Source organism: Deinococcus sp. (genome assembly GCF_018260405.1).
Taxonomy (GTDB): Bacteria; Deinococcota; Deinococci; order Deinococcales; family Deinococcaceae; genus Deinococcus.
On record NZ_JAGLBG010000002.1, the window covers coordinates 16726 to 33743 of the forward strand.

Consider the following 17018-nt stretch of genomic DNA (forward strand, 5'->3'; position numbering starts at 1 on the left):
CAGGGAGAGGCAAAAAAAGCTGGCCCGACCAAGTTGCTCACTCCCCCGCTTCCTCTTTCGTCACTCTGGGCGCAGCGTTCACCCCCAGCCGCGCCGTCTTGTGCGTCCCCAGCGAAATGGCGATGTTCTTGGTTTCCATGTAGAACTCGAAACTGTAATCGCCGCCGTCGCGCCCGATGCCGCTGTTTTTCACGCCGCCAAAGGGCGTGGGCAGGTGCCGCACGTTCTCGGAATTGACCCAGATCATGCCCGCTTCCAGACCGTGCGCGAAGCGGTGGGCGCGGGTTACGTCGGTTGTCCAGAGGTACCCCGCCAGCCCATAGGCCACACCGTTGGCAATGCTGAGGGCGTCGGCTTCGTCCCCAAAGGGGATGGCGGTCAGCACTGGCCCGAAGATTTCTTCCTGGGCAATCTTCATGTCGTTGCGAGCGCCCGTGAACAGCGTGGGCCGCACGAAATTGCCCTTGTCGCCCACGCGCACGCCGCCCTCGGCAATCGTCGCGCCTTCCTCGCGGGCGCAGCCGAAGTAGGACATCACCTTGTCGAAGTGGCGCGGGTGAACCAGCGGCCCAACCTCAGTTTCGGGGTCGAGCGGGTCGCCCACGCGGATCTTCGCGGCGCGCTGTGCAATCCGGCGCGTGAATTCGTCGTAAATACCTTGCTGAATCAGCACGCGGCTGGAGCTGGTGCAGCGTTCTCCGTTGAGGCTGTAAATCATGAAGACCACAGCGTCCAGGGCTTTGTCCAGGTCAGCGTCATCGAACACCACCACAGGATTTTTGCCGCCCAGCTCGAAGTGAACGCGCTTGAGGGTATCGGCCCCCTGCCGCATGATGTGGCTGCCCGTGGTGGTTTCGCCCACAAAGGCGACGGCCTTAATCAGCGGGTGCTCGGTCAGCGCCTTGCCCGCGCTTTCGCCAAAGCCGTGCACCAGGTTATGCACGCCTTTGGGCAGTCCCGCCTCATCCATGATTTCAGCCAGCAGGGTGGCGCTCACGGGCGACCATTCGGCGGGCTTATGTACCACCGTGCAACCCGCCGCCAGCGCGGGCGCAATCTTCCAGGTGGACAGCATAAACGGCGTGTTCCAGGGCGTAATCACCCCGACGGGGCCAATCGGTTGACGAATGGAATAGTTGATGAAATCGGGCGTTGGAAGGCTTTGCCCGTCGTTGGCACTGGGGGCGAGGTCGGCGTAAAAGCGGAAGTTCTCGGCCCCCCGCGCCGCCGCCGACTTCATGAAGCGGATGGCCTGACCGGTATCCATGCTTTCCAGCACGGCGATTTCAGAGGAGCGCTTCTCAATCAGGTTGGCGATGTTGTGTAAGACCCTGCGGCGCTCGGCTCCGCCTACCTCGCGCCAAGTCTGGAAGGCTTCCCAAGCAGCTTTGGCGGCGCGGTCAATGTCCTGTGCGTCCCCTTCTGCTACCTTTGCCAGAAAGCCGTTGTCTACGGGCGAATGGGTGTCAAAAGTCTTGCCTGCCTGCCCATTGACCCACTGCCCGCCGATGAAATGCTGAATGCCTTTGCTCAGGCGCGAGTCGCGGAGTTGGGCGGCGAGGTCGTGATTGGTTTGGGCTGTTCCGGATTGGGTCATGGTTGAACACTCCTATTTTTTCGCAAGGTTGTAGGAATAGGCGAGGAACTATCTGGTGGAGACTACTTTCCACCGCGCCGAACTTCGGCGAAGGTCTTAAATGGGTGGTACAGGACGTTGTAAGTGTAAACCGGTGTGGCTGCGAAGCGATATTGCGGCCCCAAGTCCTTGTAGCCGACTTTGTCTACCCGTCACAAAAATACCCAGCGTCCCGTCGAAACTGCGTGTGGCATAGAAACCTCGGCCCCTAGCTTGAGTTCGCCCGTTTTGGTCTTGCGGTAGGCGGGGTCTTGAACGTTTTCAATGTCGCTGGTGTGGACATACCCTTGCTTGCCCTTGTAGAAGCCGGAGATGACTTTGAAAAGCGGGTAGGTCTGGCCTGTTCCACTCTCCGAGGGCGCAACAATGGCACGGCTCTGGGAATAATTCATCAGGGCGCCGGGGGCCTTAGTAAGCGTAACCAAGTCGGCGTAACCAAGTCAGCGTAAGAAGTGCCGGAAGCATCTTTTTCCGGTTGAGTGATGGCAATCACTTTTTTGCTCCACCGCACCAAGCCAACGCCTCTGTTGCACTCCCGGTCATCACATAAGACCGCGTCTCATATCCGGCTGCCCTAGCCCAAGCACCCAATGACAGCAGCGCCGCCATCAGTATTTTTCGCATGTTGTCAGTGTGCCGCTGCGCCATGAGCCTCCTCAGCGGAGTGACCCGCTTACTTTCAAAAAATTGTCCTTTAGATTCACTAGTTTACGGGTCATCCGTCCCATTTGGAACTTGGAGAAAGCACCAGACTTTACAAAATTTTTTGTAGATTTCTACAGTGTCTACCTTGCCTACTCAGCTGACTCTTGCGACTCTACCCACTCTGCTCCAGCTTATGCGGGGCGCGGTGTCTTCACGCCGTCCAGAACGTGACCTGGTTCGCCTAGTGGCCCGCTTGACAGGAGGCTTTGCCGAAATCCGGGCCAGTTGGGGCGATGTGGTAGCGCAGGCGGGTACGGTGTCGGGCAATGTGCAGGAGTTCAAGCTGGTACATGCCGGGCGCAATGTGGGCAAAGTGCAGCTTAATGTTCCAGGCCACTGGGCAGATTTGGCCCCAGTTGCAGTAGAATATGCCCTACTGGCCCGGTTGCAGTCGGCGTCAGCGGGCGCGGCGCGGCGGAGGGTAGGAGAGAGAACACTGGACGCCCTGTTAGACGGGCGTGAACAGGCGGGCACTCTGGATGATGAGCCGTTTGCCGTGGCCCTGGCTACATTTGTGCAGAGGCCAGGGCGAGGAACAGGGGCACAGGCCGCGCACGCTTACGCGCTAGACGTACTGGCCGGGGCTGGCGAGGGGTTTTTCAACGAGCGCGGCCTGGGCGGGCTTTGCACGGTGCGGGGTGAGCACGCGGTGTGGCTCTGGCCCACCCACGACTTGCCAGTCGAGGCCCAGGATTTATTCACGGCGCTGCGGGAATCCAGCGGGCAGGCGCTGCGGCTCGGAGTCAGCACCTGCCAGCGCAATGTCGCGGCGGCCTTTGGCGAGGCCGGACAGGCAGCTGGTAAGGTGGGGCCGGACGGAGTTGAGATATTCACCCGCCCGGACGCCCTGCATTCGCTCCTGCAAAGCCCAGCCCTGGACGAACTCCGCCAGCAGGTTCGGGCCGAACTGGCCGCTCTGAACGATGACGGGCGCACCGAGGCTACCTTAATCGCGTTCCTGACACATTCAGGCACACTTGAAGAACTCGCTGACCGCCAGCGGATTCACATCAACACGTTGCGCTATCGCCTGAAAGCTGCTGAGAGAGCCGTGAAGGGGCCTCTAAATTCGCCCGCAACTATCAGTCGGCTTTACCTTGCTCTGGCTCATTCCTGAGCCTCGTGGGAGCCGCATGTGGCCTACCGGGATTCAGTCAAAGCCGTAACTGCGAGATTTTGAAAAGTTCAGGCGTTCGGACAGCGTCAAACTTGGCGGAGTTCGCAACCCGGCGTCCTTCCGGGTTATCAACGAAACAGACAGCAGTTCATATAAACTACCAGAACCGACAATTAGGCCGCTGTTCTCCATGGATAACCGGTGGCTCGCCCCTTTCGTGTACCCTCGGCGCTGAGGACAACCAAGTTTGTCTTTAGCCAAAGCGAGCGGACTCGTAGAGCTGCGCCGAAGAGCGAGTAGGGGAAAAGGTGCGGCCCAGTGTAAGTGTAGGGACAGCCTGGTGTTTAGGTCATCCCTACACGGTAACTTGGCTCTACTTAACCATGTCTCCGGCAAAGCTTTTCGTGTCGGCGGCGTTTCAGGCTCAGGGACCGAGGCACTTTCAAGGAGGCGGGATGATGGAGCAGTTCACTCTAAGCGTCAATGGGCAGCGCAGGCCGCTGGGCCAGGTTAGTCCGCAGACCAATCTGCTGGGCTGGCTGCGCTCGCAGGGGCTGACAGGCAGCAAGGAAGGCTGCGCCGAGGGCGAATGTGGGGCGTGCGCGGTGCTGGTGGCGTGTCCGGAACTGGGTGCGGGCGGCGAGCGCCAGACGCGCTGGGAGGCGCTCAACAGCTGCCTGACACCGGTGCTGGCGCTGGCCGGGCGCGAAATCATGACCGCCGAGGGCCTGGGTACGCCGGAACAGTTGCACCCCGTACAGCGCGAGATGGCGACGCGGGGCGGCAGCCAGTGCGGGTACTGCACGCCCGGTTTCGTGGTCAGCATGGCCGCCGAGTATTACCGCCCTGACCGTTCAGGCGGTGAGCACGGCGTACCCAACGGCTTCGACCTGCATGCCCTAAGCGGAAACCTGTGCCGCTGCACGGGGTACCGGCCTATTCAGGACGCGGCTTACGCGCTGGAGCGGCCCGCGCCCGGCGACCCGCTGGCCCAGCGCTGCACGCTGCCGACGGCCCCCGCTGCCGAACACCAGTTTTCTCTGCCGGAGGGAGCGTTCTATCAACCCCCCGAGTTGCGCCCCGCACTAGAATTTCTGGCGGCGCACCCGGCGGCCAAAGTGGTGGCGGGGAACACCGATTGGGGCGTGGAAGTCAACATTCGTCACGCCCGCACGCCGGTCACGCTGAGCATCGGGGAGGTGCAAGAGTTAAAAGAGTTGCGCTGGCACCCGGAGCGCGTAGAGATCGGCGCGGGGTTGACCCTCAGCCAAATCGAGCGGGGGCTGGGTGGCCGGGTTCCCTTGCTGGCGCAACTCTTTCCGCAGTTCGCCAGCCGCCTGATTCGTAATGCGGCGACCCTGGGCGGCAACCTGGGCACCGCCTCGCCCATCGGGGACAGTCCGCCCGCGCTGCTGGCGCTGAACGCCGCGCTGAAGCTTGTTTCTGTGCGCGGCGAGCGCGAGGTGCCATTGCGGGACTACTTCACAGGCTATCGCCAGACGGCGCGGCAACCCGACGAGCTGATCCGTTCGGTGGTCATTCCGCTGCCGCTGGCGACGCACACGGCTTTTCACAAGATCGCCAAGCGCCGCTTCGACGATATTTCCAGTGTGGCGGTGGCCTTCGCGCTGGACATCGACGGTGGAGTGGTGCGCCGGGCACGCATCGGGCTGGGGGGCGTCGCCGCTACGCCGCTCCGGGCACTGAAAACTGAAGCCGCGCTGGAAGGGCAGCCCTGGACCGAGAGCACCGTGCAAGCCGCCGCCGCCGTGCTGGCGACCGAGGGCACGCCGCTCGACGATCACCGGGCCAGTGCCCGCTACCGCGCGGCCATGCTGGGCCAGGCCCTGCTGCGTTTCTGGGAGGAACAGTGGTAAACAGTCTGCACGAACGTCCACCTACGGCGGCGGTCGGGGAAGCCGCCATTCACGAGAGCGCGGCGCTGCACGTCACTGGGCAGGCGCTGTACACCGACGATCTGGGAGTGCGCTGGCAAAACCTGCTGCACGCCTGGCCGTGTCAGGTACCCCAGACCCACGCACGGGTGACCCGGCTAGACACCGCGCCCGCTCTGAGGGTGCCCGGCGTGGTGCGGGTGCTGAGCGCCGCCGACGTGCCCGGCGAGAACGATTCCGGCGTCAAGCATGACGAGCCGCTGTTTCCAGATGAAATTATGTTTCACGGGCAGGCGGTGTGCTGGGTGCTGGCCGAAACGCAGGAAGCCGCCCGCCTGGGAGCGGAAGCCATACTGGTCGAGTGCGAGCCGCTGCCCTCCATCCTGACCCTGAAGGAGGCCATTGCCGCCGGGTCGTTCCAGGGGTCGGCGTCTACACTGCGGCGCGGGGACGTGGCCCTGGGCTTTACAAACACCCGGCACGTCTTTGAAGGCGAATTCGAGTTCGGCGGGCAGGAACACTTCTATCTGGAAACGAACGCGGCGCTGGCGCAGGTCGACGAGTCCGGGCAGGTGTTCATCCAGTCGAGCACGCAGCACCCCACCGAAACCCAGGAAATCACGGCGCATGTGCTGGGGCTGCCCTCCAGTCACGTTACCGTGCAGTGCCTGCGGATGGGCGGCGGCTTCGGCGGCAAGGAGATGCAGCCACACGGGTACGCTGCGGTTGCTGCGCTGGGCGCGGTGCTCACGGGCCGCCCGGTGCGGGTGCGCCTCAACCGCACGCAGGACCTCACGCTGACGGGCAAGCGCCACCCCTTTCACGCCGTCTGGAAGGTCGGTTTTGGTGCTGGGGGCAAGCTGACAGCCTTGCAGGCCACACTGACCAGCGACGGCGGCTGGAGCCTCGACCTCTCCGAACCGGTGCTGGCGCGGGCGCTGTGCCATATAGACAACGCCTACTCCATTCCGCACGTCGAGGTGTTGGGCCGGGTCGCCAAGACGAATAAAACGTCTCAGACGGCGTTCCGGGGCTTTGGTGGGCCACAGGGCATGTTGGTCATCGAGGATATCCTGGGGCGCTGCGCCCCGCTGCTGGGCCTGGAAGCGCACGAACTCCGGCGGCGCAACTTCTATCAGCCGCACGACGCCACGCCCTACGGCCAGCCGGTGCGCCACGCCGAGCGCCTGGGCCAGTTGTGGGACACCCTGAAGCAGACCAGTGATTTCGAGGCCCGCCGCGCCGAGATTCAGGCGTTTAACGCTTCGCAGCGCCACAAAAAACGGGGGCTGGCGATCACACCGGTCAAGTTCGGCATCTCGTTCAATTTCACGTCCTACAATCAGGCCGGGGCGCTGGTGCACGTCTACAAAGACGGCTCGGTGCTCATCAACCACGGCGGCACCGAGATGGGGCAGGGGCTGCACACCAAAATGATTCAGGTGGCGGCCACGGCGCTGGGCGTGCCCATGGCCTGCGTGCGGCTGGCCCCGACCCGCACCGACAAGGTGCCCAATACCTCCGCGACGGCGGCCAGCAGCGGGGCCGACCTCAACGGCGGCGCGATCAAGGACGCCTGCGACCAGATCGGGCGCCGACTGGCAGAGGTGGCGGCGGGGTCGCTGGTGAGCCGCTCGGTGAAAGTGGGTTCGCTCGGCATTCACCCTGACGACGTGCGCTTCCAGGGGGGGCGGGTGTTCCCGGTGGGCCATCCCGAACTGGGCATGGACTTCCGCGAGGTCGTTCACGATGCCTACCACCTCCGCACGCCGCTATGGGCCGCCGGGTACTACCGCACACCCGGTCTGCACTGGGACCGGGTGGCGATGCAGGGCGAACCGTTCAAGTACTTCGCTTACGGCGCGTCGGTGTCCGAGGTCGAGGTCTGCGGCTTCACGGGCGCGTCTATCCTGCGCCGGGTAGACATCCTGCACGATGTGGGCGACAGCCTCTCGCCGCTGATCGACCTGGGCCAGATCGAGGGCGGCTTCGTGCAGGGTGCGGGCTGGCTGACCCTCGAAGACCTGCGCTGGGACGTATCGGAGGGGCCGGGGCGCGGCAGACTGGCGACTCAGTCCGCCAGCACCTACAAGCTGCCCAGCTTTTCCGAGATGCCGGAGGTATTCAACGTGGCGTTTCTGGAAGGGGCCGCCGAAACGGGCGTGGTCTACGGCTCTAAGGCCGTCGGAGAGCCGCCCTTTATGCTGGCAATGAGCGTGCGCGAGGCGCTGCGGGAGGCGTGCGCGGCCTTCGGCGCAGGCGGGCAGGCTCAAATACTGGCCAGTCCGGCGACCCCCGAAGCGGTCTACTGGGCGCTGGAAGAAGCTAGAGCAGCAGCCAGGGCAGCGGGCACGCAAGACGGCGCGGGACCTCGGGCGCAGTGAACTGGCTGGAGGCCGTCAATCAGCTGGGTGACCTCGGAGAGCCGGGCGTGCTGGTCACGCTGGCCGCCGTGCGTGGACATGCGCCGCGCGAGGCTGGGGCTAAGATGGTCGTAGGCCGCGCCAAATGCTGGGGCAGCGTGGGCGGCGGCAATCTGGAAGCCGAGGCGGTGGCCTGCGCTCGCGCCCTGCTGCGGAACGCGAGCGCTGGGCCAGCGGCGCCGCGACTCCTGACCCTGCGCCTGACCCCTACGGCCCCGAATGAACACGGGCGGCAGTGCTGCGGCGGCGAGGTGACGCTGTTGCTGGAACTGCTGCCCGGTGCGCGGCCCCACGTCGCCATTTTCGGCATTGGTCACGTGGGGCTGGAACTGGCCCTCATTCTGTCGCGGCTGCCGCTGGAACTGCATCTGGTCGATTCGCGGCCCGCGCAGCTGACCCCGGAGCGCCTGGCCGGTCTAGGCGGGGGAGAAGCCCGGCTGCACGTTCGGCACGCCCCGCTGCCCGAAACGGTGGTGGCCGAACTGCCCGCCGGGGCCAGCCTCGTTATGCTCACCCACGACCACGCCGAGGACCTGGTGCTGTGTGACGCCGCGCTGAGGCGTCCGGAGCTAGGGTATGTTGGCCTGATCGCTTCCCCGGCCAAGTGGAGCCATTTCCGTGAGCAACTGCGGCGCGAGGGCCACCGCGACCACGACCTGAGCCGCATCACCACCCCTATCGGCCTGCCTGACATTAGGGGCAAGTCGCCCGCCGTCATCGCCATTAGCGTGGCGGCGCAACTAGTGCAGCAGCTCGAACAGCAGGCGGCCCGCATGTCGGCCAACGTGCCAGCGGCGCCCCTTCAAGGAAATCCGTAACGTCATGACCCAGTTTCAGACCGATCAGGCGCAGCTTTACCGCGCCACTCTCATGCACACGCCCGCCAATCCTTTCAGGCAAGCTGACGCTCTACATCTTCAGGAAGACGGCGGTTTGCTTGTCGGGGGGGGCATCATTCGGGCGAGTGGTGCCTACGCCGACCTCAGAAAAGAGTATCCAACCGCTCCCGTTAGTGACCTGCGCGGCGGGCTGCTGCTGCCGGGTTTTATCGATACCCACGTGCATTTTCCACAGGTGCGCGTCATCGGTGGGCTGGGAATGCCGCTGCTCGACTGGCTGGGCCAGGTCGCCTTGCCCGAGGAGGCGCGGCTGGCCGACCCCGACTATGCCCGCGCTGTGGCCCGTGAATTTACGCGCGGTTTGGTGCAGGCAGGAACGACCACCGCGCTGGTGTTCGGCAGCCATTTTGCGGCGGCGGTAGACGTTTTTTTCGAGGAAGCCGCGCAGCTGGGCCTGCGGAGCGTGGCCGGGCTGGTCGTCAGTGACCGCCTGCTGCGCCCCGAACTGCACACCACGCCGCAGCGAGCTTACGACGAGGCTAAAACCCTGATCGAGAAGTGGCACGGCGCGGGCCGTAACCTCTACGCCGTCACGCCGCGTTTTTCGCTCTCGGCGTCGGAGGGCATTCTGGAGGCGTGTGGCACGCTGCTGCGCGAGTTTCCAGACGTGCGCTTCACCAGTCATATCAACGAGAACCGCGCCGAGATCGGAACGGTTAAGGAGCTTTTTCCGGCGTCGCGTGACTACCTGGACACCTACGAACAGGCTGGGCTGGTCACACCGCGCAGCGTCCTGGCGCACAATGTTCACCCCACGGGGCGCGAACTGGGCGTCATGGCGGCGCACCACTGCACAGCCGCGCACTGCCCGTGCAGCAATTCGGCGCTGGGCAGCGGCTTTTTCCCCTTGCGCCGTCATCTGGACGCCGGGGTTCACGTTTCGCTGGGCAGCGACGTAGGCGGCGGCACCGGCTTTTCGCTGCTCAAAGAAGGCTTGCAGGCGTACTTCATGCAGCAGCTGCTGGGCGAGGACGGTGTCCCGCTGACCCCCGCCCACCTGCTTTACCTGTCTACCCGTGCCGGGGCCGAGGCGCTGGGCCTGGGCGACCTGATCGGCGATTTCAGCGTTGGGCGGCAGTTCGACGCCGTGCTGCTCTCACCGCAGGCCGGAACGCCGCTGCGGGCGGTGTACGACCACGCCGCAGGCCCCGAGCGGAAATTGGCAGCCACTTTCGCCACGGGCACCCCTAGCGACGTGGCCCGGGTCTGGATCGGCGGCGATTTGGTGCATACGCGCACTTCACTCCGGGACTAATCCGCAACCTGTTTCGCTTCTGCCCGCGCTGCGGCGCAGCGTTGTAAGTCCGCCCGGATTGAATCCAACACTGCACAGTTCAATCGGCAGTTCGTAAGTAGCTCGGGACTATGATGCAATCATCACCCGCCAGCTACTGCTTAGCAGTTCTCGGAATGATGGGCACGTCGAGAAAAACACCGCCGCCCCCTCGCATTCTACGTCCTGCTCTTTTTTTCACTCGTTCCACTCGGCAAAAAGATGGTCAAAGGAGCACCATCTTTTTGCAAAATGCTCTAGAAGCTAATGTAGGGCTGCATCTTCAGCACGTTCTTGGAGCCGATGCCCTTGACCTTCTTGACCAGTTCAGCGGCGTTCTTGTAAGGGCGGTTCTTGATCACGTCAGCGGCGATCTTAGCGTTGATGCCGGGGATGGTGGTCAGGTCGGCGGCGCTGGCGGTGTTCACGTTGACGACCTTGCCGAGCATAGGCGCGGGGGTCGCCGTGTTGACCTGGCTGTGGTGGTGGCTGCTGGTAGCCGGGGCTGGCCTGGTCGGGGCGGTGGGAGCGGGCATGGTGGCGGGAGCAGTCTGGGCAAAAGCGGCAGCAGGCAGCAGCAGGGCGGCCAGGGTGAGCATGATTTTCTTCATACCCAGAGCCTATACCAGAGTCCGTATCAGTGGCCTGCACTGACCGGGGGCTACGGCTGTACCGGGGCGAAGTCTAGCGAGTGATTCATTTAAATCACCATACCGTAAGGGGGCTGTCCAGGCGTTCCTTTCAAAAAGAACAGGGGAGATCGGGGCGTTCTTTTCGTAAAGAACAGGCGATTCAAAAGTGTTCTTTTCGTAAAGAACGCAGAGGCCGATTCTACAATCTGCTTTCCAGAACGCAGTTTCCCCAGACTGGCGAGCACCGCTTTGGAGTGCGGCACCACAAAAAAACCTCCCCAGCGTAGGGGAGGGGCATCAGGCAGCGGGGGTTTGTACGGACTCCGGTTAAGTGGTGTGCAAAGACCCTTCAATTCGAGCAGACTCGTAAAGCTGCGCCGCAGAGCGAAGGACAGCAAACCAGAGTTCGGGCTTGGCGTTGGCCCTCCAGTGCCCTTGCAGCTTGTGAACGGAACAGCCCGTAGGCCGGATCAGTAACTGATGCCAGTCAGGTTCTGTCCGGCAGCTACCGACAGGGCAGCGAGGGCCGAAAGCACGTTGTCCTGGGCTTGTAGGCGGGCATACTGCGCCTGCTTCAGCGTCAGCTGGCTGCTTTGCAACTCGACGGCGCTGATCGTGCCGCTCTTCAGGCGGGCGGCGTCCTGGGTGTACTGCTTTTGCGCGGCGGCTTCCTTGCTCTGGGTGACTTTCAGCAGCTCAGTGGTGTTCAGCGCCGACTGATAGGCCGACGACAGCGCCTGAGAGGTGTTCTGCTGGGCGGTGGTTACGTTGCGCTGAGCGTTCGCTAGGGCGGTCTGGGCCTGCTGCTTGGTCTGGGCGGGCGTAAAGTCGTTGTCGGTCAGCTTGACGTTCAGCTGCGCGACCGCCAGGGCATTGTTGACCGCAACGAGGGTGCTTAGGCGTGTACGCGCCGCCTGAAGGCTGCTCAGCGAGGTCGAGAGCTTAGGCACGTTCGGCGCACCAGCCGCCCGCACCGGGCCACTCACGCCCATCTGAGTCGCCAGCTTGGAACTGGCTAGGTTCAGCTGTGCCTGGGCTGCCACTAGATTTTGCTGCCCTCCCGACAGCGAGTTCTGGGCAGTCTGAACGTCCAGATTGGTGGCGTTGCCCGTGCTCAGCTTGACCTTGGCAACCTGAAGAGCCTTGGTCAGCACCTGCACTTGCAAGGTTTGTAAATTGACATTTTCCTGCGCCTCAAGCACGTTGACGTAATCGGTGATGGTCGTTTGCAGGGTCGCCAACTGGGCCGCCCGCAACTGCGCCTGCGAGAGCGAAACGCCGTTGGTGGCGCTCAGTTTCTCGGTTACTAGCGAACTGGGGTCGGCCTGGGTGGCCTGCAAGACGCCCTGCGCCTGGTTCAGGTTGGCCTGGGCGGTCTTGACATCGGCGTTGATCGGCAGCGCGGCCTTGACAGCCCCGGTCAGCGAAGTGGTGGTGGCGGTCTGAGCAAAAGAAACCGCGCCTAGTAAAGCGGCGCCCAGCAGAAGTTGACGGATGGATTTCATGGTTGGCCTCCAGCGGCATTTTGAAGTTGAACTAGGGCGATCTGCGCGGCCACCCGGTCAGTCTGTAGAGTATTTTGAGCCGAAACGAGGGCCAGCTGCGCCTGATTGACATCGTCCTGAGTCGCCAACCCAGCCTCCAGGCGGCTCTGCGCGGTTCCCAGAGCGGTTTGCGCGACCTGCACCTGGGTCTGCTGGGCCTGCAAAGCCAGCAGCGCGTTCCGGTAAGTGTTGTATCTGGTTCGCACGTCCAGTTCCACGTTTTGCTGCGCCACACTTAGCGACAGTTGGTACTGGGTCACGTTGGCGCGGTAGGCGGCCAACTGCGCTCTAAGGGCGGGCGAGTAGACCACGTAGCTGCCGTTCACGCTGGCGGTCAGGTGGTTAGAGTTGCTGCTGGCACTGTCGCCCCAGGGCACGGTGTAGCTGCCGTTCATGGTGCCTTTTTGTAGGTCGAGGCTCGCCCCGATGCCAGTCGAAGCCGTGGGGCCGTAGTTGACCCCGGCGGTCAACGAGGGCAGGGTGTTATTGCGCTGCGCCTGCTCTAGCTGGTCCTGCGCGTCACCGAGCTGCTTGCGGGCGTACATCACCTCGCTGCGGGTCGCCCGGGCACGGCTTACTAGCGCCTCAACCTCCGGATTGCCGAAGCTGGTCGGCGCGACCGAAACGAAGTTGTAGCCGCTCATATCGCGTCCCAGTGCTGCGCCCAGGCTCAGGTGGGCCGTCTGAAAAGCCCCCTGGGCCTGGGCCAGCTGCGCCTGAGCAGTCTGAAGGTTTGCCTGGGCGCTCAGGACACTCTCGGCGGTGGCGTTCTGAAGGTTCTGCTGCGTCTGGGCCACGCTCAGCGCCCGCTGCCGCAGGGCCACGGTCTGCTGGGCCAAGTTGACGGCCTGCTGCGCCGAAACAGCGTTGTAGTACTGCTGAATAACGTTCAGGCGGCCATTGTGCTCGGCGTCGGCCAGGTACGCCTCGGCCAGCGAAAGGTTGCGCTGGGCGCTACGCAGGGTGTACTGGTTGGTGCTCCAGGGCAAAATACCCAGGCTCACGTCTACCCCGGCCACGCCGCCCAGGGTGCTCGGAGCCGTGACGTTGGCTCCGGTAGTGGGTGCCTTGGTGGTGTAACTGGCGCTGTAGCCCCCGTTGCCTACCACACTTACGGTCAGGCCCAGGGCGGTGCGGGCCGCGTTCAGGTTGGCCTGCGCCGCCTCGACGCTCAGGCGCGCCTGCGTGACTGACGGGGCCTGACTCAGTTGCAGCAGGGCCGCTTCGAGGGTCAGGTCTTGGGACGGCGCGGGGGAGGGAGTAGGAGAGACCGGGGCGGCGGTTGGAACCGTAACAGGCGGGGCCGCGACAGATGGTGCAGGAACGACTGGAAGAGTGGCGGCTGGTGGAGTATCTGCCGTCTGCACTGTTGTCTGGGCGGCAGCCACACCCGACAGCAGTGCAGCGCTGAGCAAAACGGCTTTGGGAAGAAGCAGCGCGGGTCTGGGCATCCTCTCCAGTCTGACAGGATGTCCCGAAGCCTGTTCGCAGCTTCTGCGAAAATTCTTCGAATGGATTTTTTTGCCGTTTAGCATGTCAAAAGTCTAACAAATGCTGTCTGAGGAGCCTGATGCCGGGCCTTCGCACAGCCTTCACGTGCGTCTGTCCAATAGCTCGCGGTTACACTTGCAGCTATCCGGCTTGGAAATTAGTGTGGACAGGCGGCCCACGCCCAGAGCACACGGGACGGTGCTGGACGTAGACGCCGACGGTTCCGGCATCCCGGAGGGCAGCTAAGCCGTCTCGACGAAAGCCGGGCACGCGACACCGGGGGCAGCGGCCTGGGGCTGGCGACTGTGCGGGTGCCCCCCGCTTCAGCGTGGTTCTTCCGGTGCAGCCCGCAGCGTGGTCTATCTCCAGGCGTTTTAGCTGTATAGGACGAACCAGAGTCCCGCGAACGGCGTGTATGATGCAGCGCGACGATCACGTTGCTGATCAGGAGACCCCCCATGAACCTAAAAGCCACCGCTCTTTCCCTTATGTCTGCCGGGCTGCTCGGCAGTGCCCAGGCCGCCACCTCTGTCAAGATTGCCACCATCAGCCCTTTGTCGGGGCCAGTCAGTAATATGGGCCTTCAGCTCAAGAACGGCACGCAGCTGGCCGTCAACGAGATGAGGCCCGCGTTTGCCAGGGCGGGCATGACCCTGAACCTGGTGGCCTACGACGATCAGGCCGACCCCGGCACCGGCACCGCCGCCGCCCGCCGCATCGTGGCCGATAAGACCGTACTGGGCGTGGTCGGGCCACTGACCAGCGGCGTGGCGATTCCGGGCAGCGCCGTCCTGGCCCCCAGCCATGTGGTCGCCGTGACGCCGACGGCCACCAGCGACAAGGTGACCGGGCGCGGCCTCGCTAACATGAACCGCGTCTGCGCCCGTGACGACGCGCAGGGTTCGGCGGGCGGCAGCTATCTGGTCAAGACCCTTAAGGCCAAAAAAATATACGTGCTGAACGACAAGACTCCCTACGGCCAGGGCCTCGCCGATCAGGCCGAGAAGGCCATGAAGACGGCTGGAGCAAGCATCGTGCAGAGTGAAGGCATCGACGCCCAGGACCGCGACTTCACGGCGATCATCACCAAGATTCAGGCCCTCAAGCCCGACGCCGTGTACTTCGGCGGCATGTACGGCCAGATTGGCCCCTTCGCCAAGCAGTTGCGCGACAAGGGCGTGACCATTCCGCTGTTCAGCGGCGACGGCCTCGACAGCCCCGATCTGGCTAAACTGGCGGGCACTGGCGCGACCAACATCTATTTCACGACCACCGCGCCCGATACCCAAATCGTACCTGCCGCCAGGGCCGAGGCTAGCAGTTTCAAGAAGACTTTCGGCACCGAGATTCAGGGCTTCGGCATCCTGTCCTACGACGCGGCCAAGGTGATCTTGCAAGGTATCCTGAACGCGGCCAAGGCCAACGGCAATAAGGTCCCCAGCCGCGCTCAAGTCGAAGCGGCGGTGCGCGGCGGCAAGTTCAAGGGACTGACCGGCGATATCGATTTCGACAGCAAGGGCGACCGCGTCAGCGCCAAGATGTACGTCGTGACCCTCAAGAACGGCCAACGCAGCAGCGCCGGAGTGATCGACATTCAGCGTAAATAGAGCAGTTCTCCGAATGATGGGCATGTCGGAACAACACCGCCGCCCCCTTCATGCTATGTCCTGCTCTTTCTTGTTCACTCGTTCCACTCGGCAAAAAGATGGTCAAAAGAGCACTATCTTTTTCCACAATGCTCTAAGTCAGGCGTTCGGATCAACCTGAAATTAAAACTGAACCGGAGGCCACTCAAGCGGGGTGGCCTCCGGTTTGTATTCCCCCACTATGGACTCGCAGAGTTGTCCGGCAGAGATGCATCTGGCGCTTTTGTCAGTGTGCCTTTGCAAGTGTGCCGCAATTGAGCGCAGTCCATATACCTGGCCCCGAATTGAATGAGACAATTTATAAAAACCGTTCAATCTGAGCGGACTCGTAGGGCTGGGCCGCAAAGCGAGTGGCCTCTACCATTCTGCGGCCCGTGTTCAGTGCTTTAAGGAGTGCTGGTGGGCGCGGGCAAACTCACATCGGAGGCGGGCGTTTCGGGCACCACCTCGGGCGGCGCAGCTGTAGAAGTGTTCTCAGGGGGCGCTGCGGGCAAGGCGGAACTGCTGCCTGGAACCGCCGCATTGTCTGCCGGAGAACCGGTCTGCGTAGACACGGGGGCTGAACTGGTTTCCGGCGGCGTTACGGGAGTGGGCGGTGCAATGCGGCTAGTCCGGGAAGGCTGGGCAGTGACGCCCGGCGGCGGTTCGCTGAGCGGTGCTGCCTGGCCGCCGGTGTCTTCGCTACTGGTGTCCTGGCTACTGGTCTGCTGGACCCCGCCCTGATCCTGCTGCTGCCGGGCCTGCTCTTCGGCTTGTTGTTGCGCCTGTTGCTGGGCTTGCTGCTCGGCCTGCTGTTGCTGGGCAAGGGCAATAGCGCGGGCCTGGGCTTCTTGCTGTAGCCGGGCTTGCCGCTCTGCTTCCCGGCGGGCTTCCTCGCGCAGGGCGGCCTGCCGCTCGGCCTCCCGCCTGGCCGCCAGCGCCTTTTCGTAGGCTACGCGGGCTGCGGCACGCTGCTGCTCGACCTTGGCCCAGGGCGTGATCTCGGTGTTGACGCTGTTGTGGGGTTGCGGCTCGGCCACCCGCGACGTAGGCACCCCGCTGACCTTGTCACCCGCCGCACTAACCGTGACTGGCGCAACCGTGCCCGGCGAGCGCCGAATGGTCGTGGCCGGATCGACGGGCACGGGTTTAGGCGGCTGAACCACCTTCCACAAGATTCCTAGACTGCCCAGGAACAGCGCCGCACTCAGGCTGCCCCAGAGCATCAGGTTAGGCTTTGAATGCACAGGGGAAGGGGCCGCCTGTTGCGTTGGCCCCGTTTGTCCTATGTCAGCTGGCTGCTCCACCGAAAAACACCTCCCAGGTGCCGACCTATCATATGCAGCCCCCTGCCAGAACAGATGAGCCGGGCCACACTATGTACACTGAAGGTAATCTTTACATTAACCGGGCGAAACGGAAGTCTTCAGAAGTAGAGCAGTTCTCCGAATGATGGGCAGCACCCTCTTTTTGCAAAATGCTCTAAGTGGCTCCTGGCTACAGGTATGCGCACGGGCGGTTGATTCGGCTCAAGCCCGAAGCACACCGAGCGGACGTGAGAAGGAACAACAGACGGACTGGGCGGTGTGAAGCCGCAGGCGGCGGCCTTCCCGACTGTGGCAGAGTGGTGCGGCAGTCCGTCTTACAGGGGTCCGGGAAAAGCGCCCCAATCCACTCCACTTCCGCCCAAAGCTCCTTTTGGCGACTCGCTCTGCTTCGCAACTTTGTAAGTCCGCTCGGGGCAATGATGCCCTCACCACCTTAGCTGCACCGGCTGA

Annotated in this window: 12 protein-coding genes; 6 read left to right on the forward strand and 6 right to left on the reverse strand. The window is 63.4% G+C overall.

Features of this window, described 5'->3' with window-relative positions:
- Positions 1-37 precede the first annotated feature (37 nt).
- Together hpaE and QZ269_RS00530 are read right to left on the reverse strand one after the other, a co-directional pair.
- The gene (hpaE, locus tag QZ269_RS00525; protein ID WP_291423154.1) at positions 38-1597 is read right to left on the reverse strand and encodes a 5-carboxymethyl-2-hydroxymuconate semialdehyde dehydrogenase; all 1560 of its coding nucleotides are present in this window, start codon (positions 1595-1597) and stop codon (positions 38-40) included.
- A gap of 191 nt (positions 1598-1788) precedes the next feature.
- Positions 1789-2028 (reverse strand): hypothetical protein, encoded by a 240-nt coding sequence (locus QZ269_RS00530; RefSeq protein ID WP_291423156.1) that lies wholly within the window; start codon positions 2026-2028, stop codon positions 1789-1791.
- Between the two features lie 389 nt (positions 2029-2417).
- Between QZ269_RS00530 and QZ269_RS00535 the strand changes: the two genes are divergently transcribed.
- From QZ269_RS00535 to guaD, 5 genes are all read left to right on the forward strand, one after another.
- The gene (locus QZ269_RS00535) at positions 2418-3458 is read left to right on the forward strand and encodes a helix-turn-helix domain-containing protein (RefSeq protein WP_291423157.1); all 1041 of its coding nucleotides are present in this window, start codon (positions 2418-2420) and stop codon (positions 3456-3458) included.
- A 458-nt stretch (positions 3459-3916) separates the two neighbouring features.
- On the forward strand, positions 3917-5335 hold the full coding sequence (locus tag QZ269_RS00540; protein WP_291423159.1) for an FAD binding domain-containing protein: 1419 nt from the start codon (positions 3917-3919) through the stop codon (positions 5333-5335).
- The gene (gene xdhB, locus QZ269_RS00545) at positions 5329-7737 is read left to right on the forward strand and encodes a xanthine dehydrogenase molybdopterin binding subunit (protein ID WP_291423161.1); all 2409 of its coding nucleotides are present in this window, start codon (positions 5329-5331) and stop codon (positions 7735-7737) included. Before QZ269_RS00540 ends, xdhB begins: the two co-directional genes overlap by 7 nt.
- Positions 7734-8594 (forward strand): xanthine dehydrogenase accessory protein XdhC, encoded by an 861-nt coding sequence (gene xdhC / locus QZ269_RS00550; protein ID WP_291423163.1) that lies wholly within the window; start codon positions 7734-7736, stop codon positions 8592-8594. The genes xdhB and xdhC overlap by 4 nt, the downstream gene beginning before the upstream one ends.
- 4 nt (positions 8595-8598) lie before the next feature.
- Positions 8599-9930 carry a guanine deaminase gene (guaD, locus tag QZ269_RS00555; RefSeq protein WP_291423165.1) on the forward strand — a complete coding sequence of 444 codons (1332 nt, stop codon included), beginning with the start codon at positions 8599-8601 and terminating at the stop codon, positions 9928-9930.
- A gap of 275 nt (positions 9931-10205) precedes the next feature.
- Here guaD and QZ269_RS00560 read toward each other — a convergent pair whose 3' ends face one another.
- The 3 genes from QZ269_RS00560 to QZ269_RS00570 form a co-directional block, all read right to left on the reverse strand.
- Positions 10206-10559 (reverse strand): helix-hairpin-helix domain-containing protein, encoded by a 354-nt coding sequence (locus QZ269_RS00560; protein WP_291423167.1) that lies wholly within the window; start codon positions 10557-10559, stop codon positions 10206-10208.
- A 491-nt stretch (positions 10560-11050) separates the two neighbouring features.
- Positions 11051-12085 carry a TolC family protein gene (locus QZ269_RS00565; RefSeq protein WP_291423169.1) on the reverse strand — a complete coding sequence of 345 codons (1035 nt, stop codon included), beginning with the start codon at positions 12083-12085 and terminating at the stop codon, positions 11051-11053.
- The gene (locus QZ269_RS00570; RefSeq protein WP_291423171.1) at positions 12082-13575 is read right to left on the reverse strand and encodes a TolC family protein; all 1494 of its coding nucleotides are present in this window, start codon (positions 13573-13575) and stop codon (positions 12082-12084) included. Before QZ269_RS00570 ends, QZ269_RS00565 begins: the two co-directional genes overlap by 4 nt.
- 498 nt (positions 13576-14073) lie before the next feature.
- On the opposite strand from QZ269_RS00570, the gene QZ269_RS00575 reads away from it, so the two are divergent.
- Positions 14074-15222 (forward strand): branched-chain amino acid ABC transporter substrate-binding protein, encoded by a 1149-nt coding sequence (locus tag QZ269_RS00575; RefSeq protein ID WP_291423173.1) that lies wholly within the window; start codon positions 14074-14076, stop codon positions 15220-15222.
- Positions 15223-15647: 425 nt separating this feature from the next.
- Here QZ269_RS00575 and QZ269_RS00580 read toward each other — a convergent pair whose 3' ends face one another.
- A complete protein-coding gene (locus QZ269_RS00580; protein ID WP_291423175.1) occupies positions 15648-16487 on the reverse strand; it encodes a hypothetical protein in 840 nt (279 codons plus the stop codon).
- Positions 16488-17018 lie beyond the last annotated feature (531 nt).

Coding starts and splice junctions, on each gene's coding strand:
- hpaE (WP_291423154.1), bottom strand. CDS start 1,597: ATGACCCAATCCGGAACAGCCCAAACCAATCACGACCTCGCCGCCCAA.
- QZ269_RS00530 (WP_291423156.1), bottom strand. CDS start 2,028: ATGAATTATTCCCAGAGCCGTGCCATTGTTGCGCCCTCGGAGAGTGGA.
- QZ269_RS00540 (WP_291423159.1), top strand. CDS start 3,917: ATGGAGCAGTTCACTCTAAGCGTCAATGGGCAGCGCAGGCCGCTGGGC.
- guaD (WP_291423165.1), top strand. CDS start 8,599: ATGACCCAGTTTCAGACCGATCAGGCGCAGCTTTACCGCGCCACTCTC.
- QZ269_RS00560 (WP_291423167.1), bottom strand. CDS start 10,559: ATGAAGAAAATCATGCTCACCCTGGCCGCCCTGCTGCTGCCTGCTGCC.
- QZ269_RS00565 (WP_291423169.1), bottom strand. CDS start 12,085: ATGAAATCCATCCGTCAACTTCTGCTGGGCGCCGCTTTACTAGGCGCG.
- QZ269_RS00570 (WP_291423171.1), bottom strand. CDS start 13,575: ATGCCCAGACCCGCGCTGCTTCTTCCCAAAGCCGTTTTGCTCAGCGCT.
- QZ269_RS00575 (WP_291423173.1), top strand. CDS start 14,074: ATGAACCTAAAAGCCACCGCTCTTTCCCTTATGTCTGCCGGGCTGCTC.